The 20,406-nt window shown below is 70.5% G+C and carries 17 protein-coding genes; 5 read left to right on the plus strand and 12 right to left on the minus strand.

Translation table 11 applies throughout. The features are described 5' to 3' along the window. Positions 1-63: 63 nt before the first annotated feature. The 12 genes from OG883_RS28175 to rsmI all read right to left on the minus strand — a co-directional run bounded on the left by OG883_RS28175 (position 64) and on the right by rsmI (position 14,451). Positions 64-759, minus strand: a complete 696-nt coding sequence (locus OG883_RS28175) for a LuxR C-terminal-related transcriptional regulator (RefSeq protein ID WP_266546353.1) — start codon at positions 757-759, stop codon at positions 64-66. 205 nt (positions 760-964) lie between these two features. Continuing rightward, positions 965-2,830, minus strand: coding sequence for a PQQ-binding-like beta-propeller repeat protein (locus OG883_RS28180; RefSeq protein WP_266546356.1), 1,866 nt, complete (start codon positions 2,828-2,830; stop codon positions 965-967). A 78-nt stretch (positions 2,831-2,908) separates the two neighbouring features. After that, entirely contained in the window at positions 2,909-4,723 is a 1,815-nt protein-coding gene (locus OG883_RS28185) for a PQQ-binding-like beta-propeller repeat protein (protein ID WP_266546359.1), read from the minus strand. Between the two features lie 64 nt (positions 4,724-4,787). Then, positions 4,788-4,955 (minus strand): hypothetical protein, encoded by a 168-nt coding sequence (locus OG883_RS28190; RefSeq protein WP_266546362.1) that lies wholly within the window; start codon positions 4,953-4,955, stop codon positions 4,788-4,790. A 437-nt stretch (positions 4,956-5,392) separates the two neighbouring features. Beyond that, positions 5,393-7,201, minus strand: coding sequence for an ABC-F family ATP-binding cassette domain-containing protein (locus OG883_RS28195; RefSeq protein ID WP_266546365.1), 1,809 nt, complete (start codon positions 7,199-7,201; stop codon positions 5,393-5,395). Between the two features lie 106 nt (positions 7,202-7,307). Further along, positions 7,308-8,666, minus strand: coding sequence for an acyltransferase (locus OG883_RS28200; RefSeq protein ID WP_266546368.1), 1,359 nt, complete (start codon positions 8,664-8,666; stop codon positions 7,308-7,310). 135 nt (positions 8,667-8,801) lie between these two features. Further along, a complete protein-coding gene (locus tag OG883_RS28205) occupies positions 8,802-9,695 on the minus strand; it encodes a 4-(cytidine 5'-diphospho)-2-C-methyl-D-erythritol kinase (RefSeq protein ID WP_266546370.1) in 894 nt (297 codons plus the stop codon). Beyond that, on the minus strand, positions 9,692-10,558 hold the full coding sequence (gene rsmA / locus OG883_RS28210; RefSeq protein ID WP_266546372.1) for a 16S rRNA (adenine(1518)-N(6)/adenine(1519)-N(6))-dimethyltransferase RsmA: 867 nt from the start codon (positions 10,556-10,558) through the stop codon (positions 9,692-9,694). The genes OG883_RS28205 and rsmA overlap by 4 nt, the downstream gene beginning before the upstream one ends. Further along, positions 10,555-11,958 carry a ubiquitin-like domain-containing protein gene (locus OG883_RS28215; RefSeq protein ID WP_323180997.1) on the minus strand — a complete coding sequence of 468 codons (1,404 nt, stop codon included), beginning with the start codon at positions 11,956-11,958 and terminating at the stop codon, positions 10,555-10,557. Before OG883_RS28215 ends, rsmA begins: the two co-directional genes overlap by 4 nt. A gap of 172 nt (positions 11,959-12,130) precedes the next feature. Continuing rightward, positions 12,131-13,000 (minus strand): TatD family hydrolase, encoded by an 870-nt coding sequence (locus OG883_RS28220; protein WP_266546375.1) that lies wholly within the window; start codon positions 12,998-13,000, stop codon positions 12,131-12,133. A gap of 33 nt (positions 13,001-13,033) precedes the next feature. Then, positions 13,034-13,435 carry a hypothetical protein gene (locus OG883_RS28225; protein ID WP_266546378.1) on the minus strand — a complete coding sequence of 134 codons (402 nt, stop codon included), beginning with the start codon at positions 13,433-13,435 and terminating at the stop codon, positions 13,034-13,036. 128 nt (positions 13,436-13,563) lie between these two features. Continuing rightward, a complete protein-coding gene (gene rsmI, locus OG883_RS28230; protein WP_266546381.1) occupies positions 13,564-14,451 on the minus strand; it encodes a 16S rRNA (cytidine(1402)-2'-O)-methyltransferase in 888 nt (295 codons plus the stop codon). Between the two features lie 53 nt (positions 14,452-14,504). Between rsmI and OG883_RS28235 the strand changes: the two genes are divergently transcribed. From OG883_RS28235 to OG883_RS28255, 5 genes are all read left to right on the plus strand, one after another. Beyond that, entirely contained in the window at positions 14,505-16,229 is a 1,725-nt protein-coding gene (locus OG883_RS28235) for a dolichyl-phosphate-mannose--protein mannosyltransferase (RefSeq protein ID WP_266546384.1), read from the plus strand. 264 nt (positions 16,230-16,493) lie between these two features. After that, the gene (locus tag OG883_RS28240) at positions 16,494-17,027 is read left to right on the plus strand and encodes an NUDIX hydrolase (protein ID WP_266546387.1); all 534 of its coding nucleotides are present in this window, start codon (positions 16,494-16,496) and stop codon (positions 17,025-17,027) included. 308 nt (positions 17,028-17,335) lie between these two features. Next, a complete protein-coding gene (locus OG883_RS28245) occupies positions 17,336-18,988 on the plus strand; it encodes a penicillin-binding transpeptidase domain-containing protein (RefSeq protein WP_266546390.1) in 1,653 nt (550 codons plus the stop codon). Positions 18,989-19,039: 51 nt separating this feature from the next. Next, entirely contained in the window at positions 19,040-19,558 is a 519-nt protein-coding gene (locus tag OG883_RS28250) for a YbaK/EbsC family protein (protein ID WP_266546393.1), read from the plus strand. Next, positions 19,555-20,406 (plus strand): DMT family transporter, encoded by an 852-nt coding sequence (locus tag OG883_RS28255; RefSeq protein ID WP_266546396.1) that lies wholly within the window; start codon positions 19,555-19,557, stop codon positions 20,404-20,406. Before OG883_RS28250 ends, OG883_RS28255 begins: the two co-directional genes overlap by 4 nt.

A 20,406-nucleotide genomic window follows, 5' to 3' on the forward strand; every position in this document is an offset into this window, starting at 1 on the left:
GGGAAAAGGCTGACGGTGACGTATCTGATCGGCGGGAGCCGCGCCCGACGGCTCCGGCGACGGCTACTCCGCTGCCGGCCGTCCGGGCCCGGTCACGATCGTCGCCCGGTCCAGCAGTCCGGTGCGCGCGGCCAGCGCCGCCGCCTCCAGCCGGGAGCCCACCCCCAGCTTCATCAGCACCCGCTGCACATGCGTACGGGCCGTGCTCGGCGCGATCCCCATCCCGGCCGCGATCAGCCGGGTGTCCTCGCCCTCCGCGACCCTGACCAGTACCTCGACCTCGCGCGGGGTGAGCAGTTGCAGCAGCCGCTGCCCTTCGTCGTCCGGCTGGGCGGCCGGGTTGAGCAGCTCGGCGAAGGCGCCCTGCAGCAGCTGCGGCGCCACCACCGCCTCGCCCGCGCGCGCTTTGACCATGGCCCGCTCGACGCCCTCGATGCGCTCGTCGTGGCGTACGTAACCGGATGCACCGGCCGCGAAGGCCGCGGCGATCCCGCGGGGGCTCGGCACCGGGCCGAGGACCACCACGGCCACCTGAGGGCGCTCCCGCTTGATCCGTACGATCGGGTCGAAGGCGCCCGGCTCCGCGGGCGTCGCCGTGCCCAGCAGGCACACCTCGGGCGCTCTGGCCACCACCAGCTCGGCCGCTCCGGCCGCGGGCGCGGCCGCCGCGAGCACCCGGTGCCCACGCAGTTTCAAGGCCGAGGCGAGTGCCTCGGCGAGCAGTCTGTGGTCGTCGACCACCATGAGCCGCACGCCCATCGAGCAACCCCCATCCCCGCTGGAGCTGGCCCCCCGGCTCCTGCCCCGGCAAGCTACACGCTTGTTCGACATTGCGCGCCCCTAACTCGGCAGAAGCCCCCCAGAATGCCGAATTCTTCGCCAAACAGGGCTACTTACGACCGTGGCCCGTCACATCGGAGATCCAATGTGACGGGCCACGGGCCGTGGGGTGTGCCGTCCGGGGTCAGTCGACCACGCTGAAAGCGATGGCGAGATACTTCTTGTTGAAGGCCGTAGCGGCCGAATCCCGCTTGCTCATCAGGTGCTGCGAGATGAACAGCCGGCCGGCCGCGTAGCGGTACTCGGCGCCGGTCTCGGTACTGCTGGTCTCCGCCGCACGGATCGTCTTGTCGGAGGGGTTCTGCATGAGCACGGTCTGCTTGGCCGTGGCACCGTCGATGCTCACGACCTGGCCACCCTTGTTGTAGGGGGGCCACTTGTAGACGATCAGGTTGCCGCCGTCCATGCGCAGCGGAAGGGCCTTGTACCCGGGGCCGGCGTCGGCCCGGTCGCTGGTGCCCTTGCCGGTGGCGAGGTCGAAGGAGATGATCTCGTTGGTCCGGGTGCCGGGCTCGCCGGAGCCTGCGTGCTCCAGCGTCGGCACGTAGATCCGGTCGTTGCCGACGACCACGAACACGCAGCCCTCGACGTTGTCCGAGGCCGGGCACCTCGCCTCGTACTTGTCGCCGGGGGCCGAAATCTTGGCCCGCAGCTTTCCGGTCTTGGCATCGATGGAGAAGAAGTCCGAGATGCCGAACGTTCCCGTGCGACCGACGTCGGCGGCGACGACCAGCGGCTTGGTGGAGACGACCCGCGCGCTGTCGACGCCGGGCGGCATCTTGAACGTGGAGAGCGGGGCGCCGCTGTCGGGGTTGACCGGCTGGATGGTCACCGTCTCGTCGCCGGACGAACCGCACCGGCGCACGGCGACGAGAGCCTCGCCACCTCCGTACCCGATGTCGCGGCACTCGTTGCCGTCGACCGTGGGCTTCCAGCGGACGGCTCCGGTGGTGAGGTCGAAGGCCGCACTGCCGGAGAGATCGCCCGCGGCCACCGTGTTGCCGCTGAGGGTGACCTCGTCGAACCTGGCCTTTTCGTCACCGGTGGCGTCGCCCGTGACGGACTTGCTCCACTTCAGTTCGCCGGTGGTCAGGTCGATCACGCCGACCTCGGTGCACGGCTCGTAGAACTCCGGCCCGGTCCGCTTGACGGCCTCGAAGACGATCGCCGTCTTGTTGTCCTTGGTGACATGGCGCGAGGCGGCGCAGATCTGGCCGGGCAGCTTGGTGGTCCACAGCGGGGTGCCCTTGGCCACGTCGTAGCCGACGATCGAGTTGACGCCGGGCTTGACGAAGGCCTTGTCGGTGACCCAGGAGCCCACAACGGCCGTGAGATCCTCCATCGGCGGCTCCGGCAGCTGGAAGGCCACCTTGGAGTTGACGTTCGCGGGCGCCTTCTCCTTGCCGGGACCGTCGGCGGCCTTGCCGCCGCCGTCGTCGTCGGAGCCCCCGGACGTACCGCCCGAGCTGCTCTTGCTCTCGTCCTTCTTGCCGCTGTCGCTGCTGGAGGCGTACACGATGCCGCCGACGACGATCAGCACCACGGCGAGGGACGCCGCGATGATGATCTGCATCTGCGTGCTCAGCTTCTTGCCGCCACCGCCGCCGCTACCGCCGCCACCGACTCCGGGCTGGGGCGGCATGTACGGGGGCTGCGGCTGCATGGGCTGGGTCGGATAGCCGTAACCGGGCTGTCCGGGCGGCGGCCCCTGCGGCGGCTGTCCGGGCGGCGTCTGCGGGTAGGCGTATCCGGCCTGGGCCGGCGGCGTCTGCGGGTAGCCGTAACCGGGCTGGGCCGGCGGCGGCGTCTGCGGGTAGCCGTAACCGGGCTGCGCCGGCGGAGGGCCCTGCGGCGGTCCTTGCGGCGGTCCCTGCGGGGGCGGCGTCGGGGCTCCGAATCCGCCCGGCGGAGGGTTCTGGGGAGCGCCGAACCCGCCCTGCGGGGGCTGCCCCGGGGGCTGGTTCGGCGGTGGCGGCGGTGGCTGGGTCATGGGGTGCTTACCTCGGGAGAAGGAGAGAAGGAGCGGAGGAGAAACGAGTGGGAGTGTCCGACTGACTTCGGAGCGCGGTCACTTGCCGAAGGCCAGCATGGTCTTCGTCTCCTTCTCCTCCGCGTCGTTCGAGGCACTGACGCGGCCGCTGGCCAGGAAGAACCGGCCTTCCGCGTACGCCATCTTCGGGGAGTAGAAGGAGTTCTCGATCTCCGCGGTCGAGACCGGGTGCTTGAGGAGTGTCTTGGGCGCACCACCGGTCGGGGCGATCGTGGCGACCTCGCCGCCCTTGTCGTACGAGGCGCCCTTGTAGACGAGAACGTTTCCGCCCTCCATGCCCAGAGGCGTCATCCCCGTCTCGCCGCCGGAGGCTGAACGCCACTTCTCCTTGCCGGTGTCGAGGCTGAACGCCACGACGTGGTTGGGGCTGCGGACCGTGGCGGGCTCGGTGGACATGTAGAAGGTGCCCGCATCGGCGGCGACGCCGGTGCAGCCCTCCAGGTTCTGGCCGAAGATCACGAACGAACCACCGCAGCGCGTCGCGTACTTGTCCTTGCCACCGTCGATCTGCGAGCGCAGCTTGCCGCTGTCGGTCAGCGCGATGATCGACCGCGTCTTCTTCTCACGCTGGACGATGTTGATGACCAGCGGGCTGACCGAATAGACCTTGTCGATCTCCCAGCCGGTGGGCGTGTTGTACGTCCACTTGGCCTTGCCGGTGGCCGGATCGACCTCCTGCACCTGGTGCTTGGGGTTCTTGTAGTCCGAGGTGGGGCAGCTCGCGGCGGCGATCAGTTTGGGGCCACCCGCGAACGCGAACGGCTTGCAGTCGCCGTCCGGCTTGCCGAACAGCTGCTTTCCGTCGGACACCGAGAAGCCGTAGGAGTTGCCCGTGCCACCCGCCGCGAGAGTGTTGCCGCTGATCGACAGGGTGAAGTCGGAGAGCGAGCTGAAGGCGCCGCTGCTCTTGGGGATCGGCTTCTTCCAGCCGGCCTTGCCGGTCTTGAGGTCGATCATCTGCATATCGAGGCAGTCGGCCTTTTCGGTGAGGCCGTTCTTGATCCCCACGACGATCTTGCCGTCGGTCGAGGTCTGCACCGGAGCGGAGCACACCTCGGTGCCGAGCGGCACGCTCCACTTCTTCTTGCCGTCGGTCACCGAGTACCCGGCGACCTCCCGGTACATGGCCTTGACGACGGTGTCGCCGACGACCCACGGGCCGAAGACGTCGGAGCCGTTGCGCGGCAGGTCGACGTCGTTCTTCAGCAGGAACAGGGCCTTGGCCTCGCCCGGCTGACGCCCGGCGTTGAGGTCGTCCTCGCCGTCGCGGCCGGTGCCTTCGCCGTCGCCCTGGTCGACGGTGTCCGAGCCGGTCGGCTTGGGGGCGGGGCTGCTCTTGCTGACGTCGGGCTTCTCGTCCTTCCCGTCACCGCTGAGGGCGAACCAGGTTCCGCCGCCGACCACCAGCAGCCCGGCCACGGCCGCGGCAATCACGATGCCGGGCCTGCCCTTGAAGAAGCCGCCACCGCCGCCACCGGGCGGGGTGGGCGCACCGGGGTACTGCGGCTGGGTGGGGTAGCCGCTGTACGGACCCTGCTGCTGGGCATACGGACCGGGCTGCTGGGCGTACGGCCCCGGCTGCTGGGCGTAAGGACCGGGCTGCTGCCCGTACGGACCCGGCTGGCCGGGGGCCTGCTGGGGGTAGCCGTAACCGGGCTGGGCGGGCGGCGTCTGCGGATATCCGTAACCGGGAGCCGGCGCATCCGGGGCCGGCGCACCGGGCGGCGGCGTGGGCGGCATCTGCGGCGGCTGGGCGGGCGGCTGAGGAGCTCCGTAGCCACCCTGCGGGGGCTGACTCGGCGGCTGGGGCGGCTGGTTCGGCGGCTGCGTCATGGCGTGCTTACCTCTGAAGATAGGAAGAAGGAGTGGAGATGTCCGAATGACTCAGAACGCGCGGTTACTTACCGAAGGCCATCATCGTCTTCGTCTCCTTTTCCTCCGCGTCGTTTCCGGCACTGACCGAGCTGCTGGCGATGAAGAACCGGCCGTCCGCATACGCCGTGGCCGGAGGCCTGCTGGGAGTAGCCGCCACCGGGCCGAGCGGGTGGCGTCTGCGGATATTCATGCGCCGGGAGCCGTCGCACCCGGGACCTGCGCACCGGGCGGCGGCGTGGGCGTCAGCGTGGGCGGCGCACCGGACGGCGGCGTGGGCGGCATCTGCGGAACCGGTGGCATCTGCGGCGGCTGTGCGGGCGGTTGAGGAACCCCGTACTGCGGGCCGTACGAAGCGCCGAAGCCTCCCTGCGCCGGCGGCTGGCCGGGTGGCTGAGTCATCAGTACTTCCCCCTTCGTGCCGTCCGCTGCCCGTCGGCTTCCCCCGCTGTTCCGGCGAGCACGTGTCTCCGGAACGGAGCGATTCGGACATGGATTCCGCTGCGTCACGTCAGTCGAGCGGAACTTCTTTCTATCACTCGGGGGGAGTCGAACAACGGGCCGGTCCGCCCCTGTTCCCAAGGGAGGACCGGCCCGTAATGCGGTTGTTACGCGCCCTGCACGGCTTCTCTACGCGTCTTCCGCGAGCTCCAGCCAACGCATTTCCAACTCATCGCGCTGGACGATCAGTTCACGCAACTCCGCGTCCAGTTTCGCCACCTTCTCGAAGTCCGTGGCGTTATCGGCGATTTGGGCGTGCAGGCTGGTTTCCCGGTCGGAGCACTTGTTCAGCTGCCGCTCGATCTTCTGCAGTTCCTTCTTCGCCGCGCGGACGTCGCCCGCCGACTTCTCCGGCTTCTCCTTCGCGGTGGGCGCGGGTGCCGGCGCCGGAACGGCGGACTCGATCATCCGCTGCCTGCGCTCCAGATACTCGTCGATACCGCGCGGCAGCATCCGCAGCGTCGCGTCGCCGAGCAGCGCGAACGTCCGGTCCGTCGTCCGCTCGATGAAGAAACGGTCGTGGGAGATGACGACCATCGAGCCCGGCCAGCCGTCGAGCAGGTCCTCCAGCTGGGTCAGCGTCTCGATGTCGAGGTCGTTGGTGGGCTCGTCGAGGAAGAGGACGTTCGGCTCGTCCATCAGCAGCCGCAGGATCTGGAGCCGGCGCCGCTCACCGCCGGAGAGGTCGCCGACGGGCGTCCACTGCTTGTCCTTGGTGAAGCCGAACTGCTCGCACAGCTGACCCGCGGTCATCTCCCGGCCCTTGCCGAGGTCGACCCGGTCCCGCACCTGCTGCACAGCCTCCAGCACCCGCAGGGCCGGGTCGAGTTCACCGACCTCCTGGGAGAGGTAGGCCAGCTTCACGGTCTTGCCGACGACGACACGCCCGGCCGCGGGCTGTACGTCGCCGTCGCTGCGGGCCGCCTGCGCCAGGGCGCGCAGCAGCGAGGTCTTGCCCGCGCCGTTGACGCCGACCAGGCCGATGCGGTCGCCGGGGCCGAGCTGCCAGGTGAGGTGCTTCAGCAGCACCTTCGGGCCGGCCTGGACGGTCACGTCCTCCAGCTCGAAGACGGTCTTGCCGAGGCGGGCATTGGCGAACTTCATCAGCTCGGAGGTGTCGCGCGGCGGCGGCACATCGGCGATCAGCTCGTTGGCCGCCTCGATGCGGTAGCGCGGCTTGGAGGTACGGGCCGGGGCACCGCGCCGCAGCCAGGCCAGCTCCTTGCGCATCAGGTTCTGCCGCTTGGACTCCTCTGTCGCCGCGATGCGCTCGCGCTCGGCGCGCGCGAAGACGTAGTCGCTGTAGCCGCCCTCGTACTCGTGCACCGCGCCGCGCTGGACGTCCCACATCCGCGTACAGACCTGGTCGAGGAACCAGCGGTCGTGGGTGACGCAGACGAGCGCCGAACGGCGCGTCCGCAGATGCTTCGCCAGCCAGGCGATGCCCTCCACGTCGAGATGGTTGGTGGGCTCGTCGAGGACGATCAGGTCCTGCTCGGCGATGAGCAGCTTGGCGAGCGCGATCCGGCGGCGCTCACCGCCGGACAACGGCCCGATGACCGTGTCCAGCCCCTGCTCGAAGCCCGGCAGGTGCAGATCGCCGAAGAGCCCGGTGAGTACGTCGCGGATCTTGGCGTTGCCCGCCCACTCGTGGTCGGCCATGTCCCCGATGACCTCGTGCCGGACCGTGGCCGCCGGGTCGAGGGAGTCGTGCTGGGTGAGCACACCGAGGCGCAGCCCGCCGCTCTGGGTGACCCGGCCGGAGTCGGGCTCCTCCAGCTTGGCGAGCATCCGGATGAGGGTCGTCTTGCCGTCGCCGTTGCGGCCGACGACGCCGATGCGGTCTCCCTCGGACACGCCGAGGGAGACTCCGTCGAGCAGGGCACGTGTTCCGTACACCTTGCTGACTGCCTCGACATTGACGAGGTTGACGGCCATTTCTCTCCTGACAGGGGGGACGATCGACGTCCCAGAGTAGTCGCCGCGGGGGGCGGGGGCGTGCGGCGATCGACCACCGGGGCAAGCCCCGGTCCGCGCGCCCGTCTCAGGAGCGGTGGCGGCCCGCCCGCTCGACCAGCAGCCAGCCGGCCAGCGCCATCGTGACGGCGACGGGGGCGGTGACGCGTACGGCGACCAGCATCGCTGACTTGCCCTCCAGCATCCCGCCGAAGCCGACCATGGACAGACCGAGCACCCCGAACAGGCAGAGCGCGATCCCGAGGGCCGCGGCGGGACCGGACCCCGAGGCCGCCCTCGCCGCGCGCGACGCCGGCGCCGGCCCGTCCGGGCCTGCCGCGGGGCGGACAGCCGCCGGACGCTCGAAGCTGCGGAAGGCGGCGACGAGTACGGCGGTCAGCGCGGCCGCCACCGCGATACGGACCGGGACCTGTGCCCACCAGGCGCCGGACGCCGGTGCGGGCAGCGGCACGTCGAGCGCGAGCATCGCGCCGTACACCCCGAGCATGGCGGTCAGATGCCACAGGAACGCGGTCATCGCGATCCCGTTGGCGGCGACGACGGCCCGCCAGACCCGGGCCCGCTGCACCAGACGGGTGCCGGGCGTACGGAGCAGCTCCACCGCGCCGACCAGCCACAGCCCGTGGCAGAGGAGGGCGAGGGTGGGCGGGGCCATGTTGGAGACCTTCTCGCCGGGCATCCCGACCATGCTCAGGGGGTACGGCCCGAACGCGACGAGCCCCGCGGCCCCGGCGAGCCCGGCCGCGGCCAGCGCCGAAGGCATCCGGATCCGCCCGTCCGCACGCAGGAACCCGAGCTGGTGCACGGCCAGCCAGACGAAGGCGAAGTTCAGGAACTCCACGAACGGCACCCCACCGAGGAACCGCAGCCCGTCGACGAGGCAGGCGCCCGCGACCAGCGCGCCGAAGGCTCCCCAGCCGTACCGCTCGTGCAGCTTCAGCAGCGGCGGTGTGAAGGCGACCATGGCCAGATAGATCCCGATGAACCAGAGCGGCTGGGCGACGAGCCGCAGCGCGACGCCCGTCAGCCCCGTCGTTTCACCGCCCCCACCGAGAAGTTGGACGATCAGTGCGGCCGCGCCCCAGACGAGGATGAAGACCATGGTGGGACGCAGCAGCCGCTGGAGCCGGGCGCGCAGGAAGGCGGCGTAGACGGAACCATCCGTCCTGCGGGACAGCGAGCGGTACGAGAGGGCGTGCGAGAAGCCGCCGACGAAGAAGAAGACCGGCATGATCTGCAGCGCCCAGGTGAGCAGTTGCAGCTCGGGCACGACGGCGAGGAGATTGTCCACCCCGTCGCCGGTGACGACGGCCATCAGCCAGTGCCCGAGGACGACGGTCCCCAGTGAGGCGACCCGCAGCAGGTCGATGTACCGGTCCCGCGTACCGGGCGTGGCAGCGGCGAGCTCGCGAACGCTTGATCCCATGGGGATACGGTGCCGCGGGGCCACCGGGTTCCGTGAGCGCTCAGATACTCATCCGTGGCCTGAGTACCCCACTCCCGAAACCCGGGGCAGGCCCCCGCCCCCTGCAAAGGAGCGGGGTAGGGAAATCCAGCCGCCCTAGACGACCAGCGCGCCCCCCGCCGGGGACCCCGCCACCCTCGCCGTGCGGCAGGTGCCTGAGGTCAGGAGCGCCTCGGCCACCTGCTGCGCGTCGTCCGGGGTCTTCGTCAGGAACGCCGTCGTCGGGCCCGAGCCCGAGACCAGCGACGCCAGCGCACCCGCCGCCGTGCCCGCCGCGAGCGTGTCGGCCAGGGACGGGCGCAGGGACAGGGCCGCCGGCTGGAGGTCGTTCAGCAGGGCGCCCGCCAGCGCCGACGCATCGCCGGTGCGCAGGGCGTCCAGCAGGCCCGGTGAGGCCACCGGCGCGGGGACGTCCAAGCCCTCGGCCAGCCGGTCGAACTCCCGGTACACCGCGGGCGTGGACAGACCGCCGTCCGCCACCGCGAACACCCAGTGGAAGTCCCCGCCGACCTCGAGCTCCGTCAGCTGCTCTCCGCGTCCGGTGCCCAGCGCCGCACCGCCCACCAGACTGAACGGCACATCGCTGCCCAACTCGGCGCAGATCGCGAGGAGTTCGTCGCGGGAGGAGCCCGTACCCCACAGCGCGTCGCACGCGAGCAGCGCCCCCGCGCCGTCCGCGCTGCCGCCCGCCATGCCGCCCGCGACCGGGATGTCCTTGGCGATGTGGATGTGGACGGCAGGGTCGATGCCATGGCGTGCGGCAAGGAGTCCGGCCGCGCGGGCCGCCAGGTTGGTGCGGTCGAGCGGTACCTGATGCGCGTCCGGGCCGGAGCACGTGATCCGCAGCGACTCGGCCGGCGTCACCGTGACCTCGTCGTACAGGCCGACCGCCAGAAAGACATTGGCGAGGTCGTGGAAGCCGTCGGACCGGACTCCGCCCACCGCCAGTTGCACATTGACCTTCGCCGGGACTCGTACGGTGACACTCACTGACCGGCCCCCCGGTTCTCCGCGATCCGCGCGAACTCCTCGACCGTCAGCGCCTCCCCGCGCGCCTGCGGCGAGATCCCCGCCGCGACCAGCGCCGCCTCGGCCGCCGCCGGGGAACCCGCCCAGCCCGCCAGCGCCGCCCGCAGCGTCTTGCGCCGCTGCGCGAACGCCGCGTCGACCGCCGCGAAGACCTCTGCCCTGGTGGCGGTGGTCTTCGGCGGGTCGCGGCGCACCAGCGAGACCAGACCCGAGTCGACATTCGGGGCGGGCCAGAAGACGTTGCGGCCGATCGAGCCCGCCCGCTTCACCTCGGCGTACCAGTTGGCCTTCACCGACGGGACGCCGTACACCTTGTTGCCCGGCCGCGCCGCGAGCCGGTCCGCGACCTCCGCCTGGACCATGACCAGCGTGCGCTCGATCGTCGGGAAGCGGGCCAGCATATGGAGGAGGACGGGCACAGCCACGTTGTACGGAAGGTTCGCGACCAGCGCGGTCGGCGCGGGGCCCGGCAGCTCCTGCACCTGCATCGCGTCGGTGTGCACCAGCGCGAAGTGGTCGGCGCGCTTCGGCAGACGGGCCGCGATCGTCGACGGCAGCGCACCGGCGAGCACATCGTCGATCTCGACGGCGATGACCCGGTCCGCCGTCTCCAGCAGCGCCAGGGTCAGTGATCCGAGCCCGGGGCCGACCTCGACGACCACGTCGTCCCCCCGCACCTCGGCCGTCCGTACGATCCGGCGGACCGTATTGGCGTCGATGACGAAGTTCTGCCCGCGCTGCTTGGTGGGGCGTACGCCCAGCGCTGCGGCCAGTTCACGGATGTCGGCGGGGCCGAGGAGTGCGTCGGGCTCAGTGGTGCTCACCGATACAGCCTACGGCCGCAGTGCGGCCACGGACTCGCCCCCCGCTTCGCGAAGAGCTTCTTCGCCCGGTACGTCTGCTCCTCCGCGGTGGCGTCCTGCGGCCGGCCGCTGCCGCCCAGGGACCGCCAGGTCCCGGTGTCGAACTGGTACAGCCCGCCGTACGTCCCCGACGGATCGACCGCCCCCGGCCGCCCGCCCGACTCGCAGTCGGCCAGTGAGTCCCAGTTCAGCCCGTCCGCGCCCTGCACCGAGTACGGCAGCGGCCTGGTACCGACCTTCACCAGCTGCGTGACGGGCTCCCGCACCACCTCGTCGTCGATCTTCCGCGGCTTCTGCCTGACTCCGTTGACCGTCCGCAGGGCGAAGGTGACGCGGCGCGCGCCCTGCTCGCCCTGCCGTACGACGACCTCGGTGCCCGCGAACAGCGAGGAGTCGAGGGTCTTGTCGACGGTGAAGGCGATGGGCATCTCGCGGATCTCCCTGCTGTTGGTGATCCGCATGACGGTGATGGTCTGGCCGTCGCCGGGGAAGCTCGTGGGCGGCACGGAGGTGGTGTCCTGTCCGCGCAGCGCGATGCCTGCCTCGGCCAGCGCCTCGTGCACCGTCGCCGCGTTCGTACGGATGGTGCGCTCGCGCCCGTCGGCCATGAGGGTGACGGTCCGCTCCGTCCGCACATCCAGCGCGAGGCCCTGCCGGGAGATCGCGGAGGAGCGGGAGGTGGACAGATACGCGCCTTCGGCCCGCACCCCGAGCTGGTGCAGCGCGTCGTCGACCGTGCGGGCGGTGGTCCACACCCAGCGCCGCTGCCCGTCCAGGGTGAGGGTGAGCGGACGGCCGTAGCGGACGACGATCTCGTCGCCGCTGACGAGGGCCGCGCCGGGGGCGGGGGCGACGATGTCGTGCGCGCTGACCTCGAGGCCCTCGTCCTCCAGGAGCTCGCGCACATCGTCGGCGAAGGTGTGCCTCGTGTGCGGTACGCCGTCGACGCTCAGCCGTACCGCCTTGTCGCTGGCGACGAAGGCCGCCGTGCCGCCGGCCAGGAAGGCGACGACGAGGACTTGGGGGAGGAGTCTGCGCAGGGTGTCGGGCTTCCGGCCGGCTCTGCGGCGGCGGTCGGCGCGGCGGGCCTCGGCACGGCCGCCGCCTCCCGCCGGCACATTCACCGCGGGGACGTCGGGGAGAGTGGGAACAGGGACGACAGGGGGAACGGCGGGGAGAGTGGGAGCCTGGCTCTGGTTCTGGCGCGGCAGCGGCGCCGCCTCACGGAGGTCGCGGGCCTCGTACGCCGCCGCGCCCGGGTCGTAGCCGTCGTACACAGGCGTTTCGTACGGATCCGCTGCCCTGGCGGCGGCGCGGTGCCCGCCGCGCGCGGCACGGTGACTGCCCTGCGAATTGCTCACGACGCTCCGTAAGGTCCGGTCCGGTCCGCTCGATGGCGTTGCGGGCCGGGACACTAGCGGAGTGACGATCACTCTCCAAAGCCACTCGACTACGGAGTGTCGTGAGGCTACTCCGCGCCGAGCCCCGCCTCTGAGCCGTCCGTGCGGCCGGCCGGGCGTCCTGCGCTATCGCTCAGTAGCCAAATGCGCGTGCTGTGTTGGCCGAGATCGCAGCGGCCAGGGTGTCCTCGTGCAGACCCTTCACCGCCGCCATCGCGCGCAGCGTGACCGGAATGAGATACGGCGCATTAGGCCGTCCGCGGTAGGGCGCCGGGGTGAGAAAGGGCGCGTCCGTTTCGACGAGTACGAGTTCTTCCGGGGCAACGGCCAGCGCATCGCGCAGCGGCTGGGCGTTCTTGAAGGTCACATTGCCCGCGAAGGACATGAAGTAGCCCGCGGCCGCGCACACCCGGGCCATTTCCGCGTCGCCCGAATAGCAGTGGAAGACGGTGCGCTCGGGAGCGCCCTCCTCGGCGAGAATCCGCAGGACATCGGCGTGTGCCTCGCGGTCATGGATGACCAGGGCCTTGTCGTGCCGCTTGGCGATCTCGATATGGGCGCGGAAGGACCGCTCCTGGGCGGCCATGCCCTCGGCTCCCGTACGGAAGTAGTCCAGGCCCGTCTCACCGACCGCGCGCACCTGCTCCAGTGCGGCCAGCGCGTCGATCTCGGCGAGCGCGTCGTCGAGCCCCCCGTCGCCGCCGCCCTCGCGCGCACCCTGGCGCGACCAGCCGTCCGGATCTCCGTGGACGATGCGCGGGGCCTCATTGGGGTGCAGGGCCACGGCGGCATGCACGCTCGCGTGCGCGGCGGCCGTCTCCGCGGCCCAGCGGGAACCCTTGATGTCGCAACCCACCTGGACCACGGCAGTCACCCCTACCGCGGCGGCCCTGGCCAGCGCCTCCTCGACGGTGCCCTCCTGCATGTCCAGGTGGGTGTGCGAATCGGCGACCGGCACTCCGAGAGGCTCGGGCAGCGGCGGTGGGGTGGACTTCGAACTCATGGGCGCGATCCTACGAGGCGCGCGCCCCTGGCCTCACCGGTGGTGGAAGGGGTGCAGGAGATCGGAGAGATGCCAGTGGTGGGACCGGGCCGGCGGGGGCTGCTCGGCCGACGCCGGCTGCTCGCCCTCCTTCACCGCCGCTGCCGCCGCGGTCTTCGCCGCGGGCTTCGGCGTGGGATGCGCCATCAGGTCCAGCACCGATGACACCTGCCCGGCCCTCATGATCCGTACGACATGCCCGCCGCAGTTCAGGCAGGTCGGGCTCGAGAGCGGGGACGGCACCCGCTCGCCGTCGGCGACGTAGACGACGAATTCCTGGCCCGAGGCGTCCATGTGGTGTGCTATCTCGTAGGACTGCTCCCAGCCGTGCCCACAGCGCATGCAGGCAAAGGCGTACGCCTCATGGACCTTGGCGGTGCCTGTGATCTCACTCATGCCAGCTCCTTTCCACTGACCCAGTGGACGCCTGTTCCGGCTGGAGCGCATCAGCGCCTGTCGAGAAATGGTCTGGTCTTTGGCCTTCCCATGCACAAAGGCTCAGGACACGGTCTGCGCTTTGCCTTTCACGATAGACCTTTACCGTCCGCAGGAACCGATCGGTCCGCATTCTTTGCCGCCACCACGGCATCGAACACCTCGCGCTTGGGTACCCCCGCCTCGGCGGCGACCGCCGCAATCGCCTCCTTGCGCCGCTCCCCCGCCTCCTCGCGCACCCGCACCCTGCGCACCAGCTCGGCGGGGTCGAGATCACCGGGCCCCGCCTCGGGAGCGCCCTCGACGACGACGGTGATCTCCCCGCGTACGCCGTCGGCGGCCCACGCGGCCAGCTCGGCGAGACCGCCGCGCTTCACTTCCTCGTAGGTCTTGGTCAGCTCGCGGCAGACGGCGGCCCGCCGTTCGGCGCCGAACACCTCCGCCATTGCGGCGAGCGTGTCGTCGAGCCGGTGCGGGGCCTCGAAGTAGACGAGGGTGCGCCGCTCGCCCTCGACCTCGCGCAGCCTGCCGAGCCGCTCGCCCGCCTTGCGCGGCAGGAATCCCTCGAAGCAGAAGCGGTCCACGGGCAGGCCGGACAGGGCGAGCGCGGTCAGCACCGCGGACGGTCCGGGCACCGCCGTGACCTTGATGTCCTTCTCGACGGCGGCGGCGACCAGGCGGTAGCCGGGGTCGGAGACGGACGGCATGCCGGCGTCGGTGACCAGCAGCACCCGGGCCCCGCCGGTGAGCGCCTCGACCAGCTCGGGCGTACGGGCGGACTCATTGCCCTCGAAATACGACACGACCCGCCCCCGGGTGTGCACACCGAGCGCCTGGGTGAGCCTGCGCAGCCGCCTGGTGTCCTCCGCGGCCACGACGTCGGCGCGCTCCAGTTCGGCGGCGAGCCGGGGCGGCGCGTCCGCGACATCACCGATGGGGGTCCCTGCGAGTACCAGCGTTCCAGTCACATACGCCATCCTCGCAGGACCGGCCGCACGACTCGCACAGCCGCGTTCCCTACGATGGCGCGGTGACCAGTACCGCGCCAGAGACCCTGCAGGGCAAGGCCGCCGAGCAACAGCCGCCCGGCTGGCAGCAGCGGCTGCGCAGATTCGGCTACGTTCCGCAGCCCGTGATCGGGCTGCGTGAGCGCCTGGTACCGCCGTACACCCGCCCGTCCGGGCGGCTGTGGCCGGTGTTCGGGATCCCTCCGGTGGCCGCGGAGTGGGTACTCAAGCTCGCCGCATGGGGCGGTCCGCTGCTGGTCGCGCTGGTCGCGGGAGTGCTGCGGTTCTGGAACCTCGGCAAGCCCAAGGCGGTGATATTCGACGAGACGTACTACGCCAAGGACGCCTGGGCCCTGATCAATCAGGGGTACGAGGGCAGCTGGCCGAAGGACGTCGACGCGCGGATCCTCAAGGACCCCTCGTCGGTTCCGATCCCGGACGACCCCGGCTATGTGGTGCATCCACCGGTCGGCAAGTGGGTCATCGGCCTCGGCGAGCAGCTCATCGGCTTCACGCCCTTCGGCTGGCGCTTCATGGTCGCCGTGCTCGGCACGCTGTCGGTGCTGATGCTCTGCCGGATCGGCCGACGGCTGTTCCGCTCGACGTTCCTGGGCTGTGTGGCGGGCGTGCTGCTCACCTTCGACGGGCTGCACTTCGTGATGAGCCGCACGGCGCTGCTCGACCAGGTGCTGACGTTCTTCGTGCTGGCCGCCTTCGGGTGTCTGGTCATCGACCGGGACTGGGCGCGACGGCGCCTCGCGGCGGCACTGCCAACGGATCCCGACGGGGTGCTGCGACCGGACGCGATGGTCGCGGAGAGGCTGCGGCTCGGCTGGCGGCCGTGGCGGCTGACGGCGGGCGTGATGCTGGGACTTGCCGCGGGCACCAAGTGGAACGGCCTCGTGGTGATGGCCGTGTTCTGTGTGATGACTGTGCTGTGGGACGTGGGCTCGCGGCGGACGGCCGGCGCGGTGCAGCCGTACAAAGCGGTCCTCCTGAAGGACCTCGTGCCCGCGTTCGTCTCGACGGTCCCCGTGGCGATCGTGACGTACATCGCGTCCTGGACCGGCTGGATCGTCACGGACAAGGGGTACTTCAGGAACTGGGCGGCGACGGACGGGAAGGACAGCAGCTGGAGCTGGCTGTTCCCGGACTGGTGGCGCAGCCTGTGGCACTACGAGAACCGGGTCTACGACTTCCACGTCGAGCTGACCTCCGGGCACACCTACGAGTCCAACGCCTGGAGCTGGCTCGTGCTGGGCCGCCCGGTCTCGTACTACTACGAGGACCCGAAGGCGGGCCACGGCGGGTGCCCGGCGGGCACCGCCGACAAGTGCGCCAGCGAGGTTCTGGCGCTGGGCACACCGCTGCTGTGGTGGGCGGCCTGTTTCGCGATCTGCTACATCCTGTGGCGCTGGCTGTTCCGCCGCGACTGGCGGGCGGGCGCGATCGCCGGCGCGATCGCGGCGGGCTGGGTGCCCTGGCTGCACTACCAGGAGCGCACGATCTTCCTGTTCTACGCGGTCGTGTTCGTGCCGTACCTGTGTCTGGCGGTGGCGATGATGATCGGCGCGATCCTGGGGCCACCGGGCTCGGACGAACGGCGGCGGGCGATCGGGGCGATCGGCGCCGGGGTGCTGGTACTGCTGATCATCTGGAACTTCATCTACTTCTATCCGCTGTACACGGGCAGACCGATCCCGGTCGAGGAGTGGCGCAACAGGATGTGGCTGGACAGCTGGGTGTAGCAGGGCCCCCGGTGGTCCGGGGGCGACCCTTGACGGCCCACAGCCGGCCCAGCGCTCGGGCTGCCAGGGACGCCTATGTCGTTGGCGCACCTCGCACCTGCACTCCCGCTGACGGAAGAGGGAGCGAACACGCGGGACGAAATCCTCAAGACGCTTGAGGAGTAGCTGCACGGTATTCGTCAGTTTGACGTTAATTTGCCGGAACCTGATCCTCAGCGGACCCCGCTCTGCGATGCTAGGGGCCCATCGAGAAGGGCCGCAGCGATGCAGTGGAAGATCCACGGGGAACGTCCGATCTACGAAAACCCATGGGTCAACGTGTGGTTGACCGATGTGGAGCAGCCGGACGGACGCCGGTGGGAGTACCACGTCGTCAAGCTTCGCCACCTGGCCGTGGCTGCTGTGATCAACGACCGGCAAGAGATCCTGATGATGTGGCGCCACCGCTTCATCACGGACGCATGGGCTTGGGAACTGCCCATGGGCCTTGTCGAGGTTGGGGAGACTCCCGCTGAGGCTGCCGCGCGTGAAGTACTGGAAGAGACGGGCTGGCGACCGGGGTCGATGAAGCCGCTGATCTACGCGGAACCGGCGAACGGGATCACGGACTCACAGCACCATCTGTTCCGCGCCGACGGGGCCGCATACGTCGGTCCGCCAACCGAGAAGAACGAGTCCGACCGCATCGAGTGGATCCCGTTGGCGGACATCCGGGGCATGATCGACCGCCGCGAGATCGTCAGCAGTGGATCCCTCGTTGGTCTCTTGTACGTGCTCATGGATGAGGGGATCCGCTGACCTGCGTAGGGAGGATTTCCCGCAGACGTGACTCGAAGGCTACGGCCACCGGCTCCCGTCGGTGCGGGGCCAACTCTCCGTAGAACTCCCCAAGGTGTTCCGCTACGCGCTCGGAGGCGACCGCAGTTGCGGGCCACGAAAGGCCGGACCACCCCTTCCGTGCCCGCCGCGGTCGTTGTCGGCGTCGGCAGGTCCGATGTTCCGTTCGCGTAACGGCCGTCACCACCGTCACGCCTGTCCCGTAAAGTTCTCCGAGCAATTACTTGAACATGTTCAAGTAGTGCTCCTGGGGAGGGGGACTGCACATTATGCGCAGTGGAGCGAAGGTTGCCGTCGTCGGCGGCATATTTCTCGTGGTCGCCAGTGGCGTGGGCTACGGCGGCTACAACCTGTACAACGGGATGACCGGCGGGAACGGCGGAGGCGACGGCACCGACGCCAAGACCGCCTCCGCGCCGAGGAAGACCGGACCGCCCAGTGCGGACGAGATCGACAAGACCGCCGAGGACTTCCTGACCGCGTGGGCAGGGGGCAACGCACCCGAAGCCGCGCAGCTGACCAACAACGCCGTCGACGCCGGGCCCCTGCTGGCCGGCTACCGCGACCGGGCCCATGTCTCCAAGGCCGTGATCACGCCGGGCAGGGCGGTCGGCGCGAAGGTGCCGTTCACGGTCAGCGCGACGGTGACGTACGAAGGGCAGAGCAAGCCCTGGTCGTACGCCTCCGAGCTGACCGTGGTGCGCGGGCTGACCACCGGCAAGGCGCTCGTCGACTGGGCGCCGACCGTGGTCCACCCGAAGCTGACCAAGGGCGCCGCCCTCACCACGGAGAAGGCCTCGGCCCCGCCGATCAAGGCGGTCGACCGCAATGGCGTCGAGCTGACGAAGGAGAAGTACCCGTCGCTCGGGCCGGTCCTGGACGTGCTGCGCAAGAAGTACGGCAAGGACGCGGGCGGGACACCCGGCATCGAGCTGGCGATCACGTCCGCGGACGAAGCCGCGCACGACCAGACCCTGCTGGCCCTGACCAAGGGCAAGGAGGGCAGGCTGCCGACCACGCTGGACGCGGGCGTACAGGCTGCCGCCGAGCAGGCGGTGAAGAAGTACGGACAGGCGTCGGTCGTCGCGGTCAGGCCCAGCACGGGAGAGATCCGCGCGATCGCCAACAGCCCGGCGGGCGGCTTCAACACGGCGGTGCAGGGGGCGCAGGCTCCCGGCTCGACGATGAAGATCGTGACGACGGCGATGATGATGGACAACGGGCTGGTGAGCGGCCCCGGCTCGGCGGTGGAGTGCCCCGCGACCGTCACGTGGGACGGCGTGCCCTTCCACAACCTCAAGAACTTCGACATCCCGGGCGGCACCCTCAGGGACAGCTTCAGCCGCTCGTGCAACACCGCCTTCATCAAGGCGATCAAGCCGCTCACCGCACGCGGGATCGCCGGTACCGCGCTGGGCGACACCGCCCGGAAGTACTTCGGTATCGGGCTCGACTGGCAGACGGGCATCACCACCGTCGACGGCAGTGTGCCGCAGTCGACGGGATCGGAGACCGCCGCGTCGTACATCGGCCAGGGCAGGATCACGATGAACGCGCTCACGATGGCGTCCGTCGCCGCCACCGCGAAGAACGGGGCCTTCAAGCAGCCGGTGATCGTCTCGAGGACCCTCGACGACCGTGAACTGGCCGTGGCGCGGCCGCTTCCCGGCAACATCGCCCAGGCCCTGCGCGAGATGATGAGGACCACCGCGACCAGCGGCACCGGCGCGAGCGCCATGTCCGTGGTCGGTGGCGAGAAGGGCGCCAAGACCGGATCGGCCGAGGTCGACGGGCAGGGCAAGTCCAACAGCTGGTTCACCGGATACGCCGACGACCTGGCAGCGGCCGCGGTCGTGCAGTCCGGCGGGCACGGCAGTGACGCGGCGGGCCCGGTGGTCGCCCAGGTGCTGCGCGCCCGCTGACGCCGGAAAGCCACTCGCATGGCCCGTACAGCTACCGCTAGCGTGCGGGCCATGAGCACTCAGGACACCGACGCCCATCCCCGTTTCGCCGAGGCGCTGCGCGAGCTCGGACTCCAGGTCCCGGTCCGCCGCTTCCCCGACGCCACCCGCACCGCGGCCGAGGCGGCCGCCGCGATCGGCTGCGACGTCAGCGAGATCGTCAAGTCTCTGGTCTTCGAGGCATGGTGGTCCCCCCGGGCCGGCGGCTCCGGGGGAAGGGCGCCGGTGCTGGTGCTGATGGACGGCTCGTCGCGGGTGGACCTCGAGCGGGTACGGGAGGAGCTCGGCGCCGAGAAGGTCGAGCGCGCCGACGCCGGCCTGGTCCGCGAGACCACCGGTTACGCGATCGGCGGTGTACCGCCCTTCGGGCACGCCACCAGGACCCGCGTCCTGGCGGACCGCGGTCTGCTCGACCACGAGGTGGTGTGGGCGGCGGCCGGAACCCCGCACACGGTCTTCCCGCTCGACCCCACGTCGCTGATCGCTCACGCGGGCGGCACGCTGGTGGACGTCCGCGAGCGTACGGCGTGACGCTCCTGGTCGCCACGGCGGTCCTGATCGCCGCGGTGACACACGCCAGTTGGAACGCCCTCGCGCACACCATCGAGGACCAGCGGATCGCGTTCACCCTCATCGGCGGCGGAGCGGCGGCCATCGGGGGTGTCATCGCCTGTTTCAGCCCGCTGCCGGCAGGCGGGGCCTGGCCGTATCTGATCGTCTCCGCGCTGCTGCACGTCGGCTACCAGCTGCTGCTGATGCGGTCGTTCAGCCTCGGCGACTTCGGCCAGATGTACCCGATCGCCCGCGGCACCGCACCACTGCTGGTGACCGTGCTCGCCGCGCTCTTCGTCGGCGAGACGCTCAACGGCTGGCAACTGGCGGGCGTGGTGCTCGCGTCCACGGGCCTGGTCGGGGTGGCCCTGTGGGGCATCAGAGGCTCCGGCACCCGGCCGCACTGGCCCGCCCTGCTGGCCGCGCTGGCGACCGGCGTGTCCATCGCCGCGTACACGGTCGTGGACGGTGTCGGCGTACGCGCGTCGGGGACCGCGATCGGCTACATCGCCTGGCTGATGATCCTTGAGGGGCTGCTCATCCCCGCGTACACGCTGTACGTGCACCGGGGCGACCTGCCGGCCCTGCTGCGGCCGCACGCGGCCCGTGGGCTGCTCGGCGCCGCACTGTCGATGGGCGCGTACGGGCTGGTGCTGTGGGCGCAGACCCGGGCGCCGCTGGCACCGGTCGCGGCACTGCGCGAGTCGTCGATCATCGTGGGCGCGGCGATAGGGGCGGTCTTCTTCAAGGAACGGTTCGGGGCACCGAGGATCGCGGCGGCCGGGCTGATGGTGGTGGGCATCGGCCTGATGCTCCGGGCGAGCTAA

It is taken from the genome of Streptomyces sp. NBC_01142 (assembly GCF_026341125.1).
Classification (GTDB): domain Bacteria; phylum Actinomycetota; class Actinomycetes; order Streptomycetales; family Streptomycetaceae; genus Streptomyces.

What these genes read in the sequence shown, in the direction of transcription:
- OG883_RS28175 (WP_266546353.1), bottom strand. Translation starts at nt 759, where the DNA reads ATGGGCGTGCGGCTCATGGTGGTCGACGACCACAGACTGCTCGCCGAG.
- OG883_RS28180 (WP_266546356.1), bottom strand. Translation starts at nt 2,830, where the DNA reads ATGACCCAGCCACCGCCGCCACCGCCGAACCAGCCCCCGGGGCAGCCC.
- OG883_RS28185 (WP_266546359.1), bottom strand. Translation starts at nt 4,723, where the DNA reads ATGACGCAGCCGCCGAACCAGCCGCCCCAGCCGCCGAGTCAGCCCCCG.
- OG883_RS28190 (WP_266546362.1), bottom strand. Translation starts at nt 4,955, where the DNA reads ATGAATATCCGCAGACGCCACCCGCTCGGCCCGGTGGCGGCTACTCCC.
- OG883_RS28195 (WP_266546365.1), bottom strand. Translation starts at nt 7,201, where the DNA reads ATGGCCGTCAACCTCGTCAATGTCGAGGCAGTCAGCAAGGTGTACGGA.
- OG883_RS28200 (WP_266546368.1), bottom strand. Translation starts at nt 8,666, where the DNA reads ATGGGATCAAGCGTTCGCGAGCTCGCCGCTGCCACGCCCGGTACGCGG.
- OG883_RS28220 (WP_266546375.1), bottom strand. Translation starts at nt 13,000, where the DNA reads ATGAGTTCGAAGTCCACCCCACCGCCGCTGCCCGAGCCTCTCGGAGTG.
- OG883_RS28225 (WP_266546378.1), bottom strand. Translation starts at nt 13,435, where the DNA reads ATGAGTGAGATCACAGGCACCGCCAAGGTCCATGAGGCGTACGCCTTT.
- rsmI (WP_266546381.1), bottom strand. Translation starts at nt 14,451, where the DNA reads ATGGCGTATGTGACTGGAACGCTGGTACTCGCAGGGACCCCCATCGGT.
- OG883_RS28240 (WP_266546387.1), top strand. Translation starts at nt 16,494, where the DNA reads ATGCAGTGGAAGATCCACGGGGAACGTCCGATCTACGAAAACCCATGG.
- OG883_RS28245 (WP_266546390.1), top strand. Translation starts at nt 17,336, where the DNA reads ATGCGCAGTGGAGCGAAGGTTGCCGTCGTCGGCGGCATATTTCTCGTG.
- OG883_RS28250 (WP_266546393.1), top strand. Translation starts at nt 19,040, where the DNA reads ATGAGCACTCAGGACACCGACGCCCATCCCCGTTTCGCCGAGGCGCTG.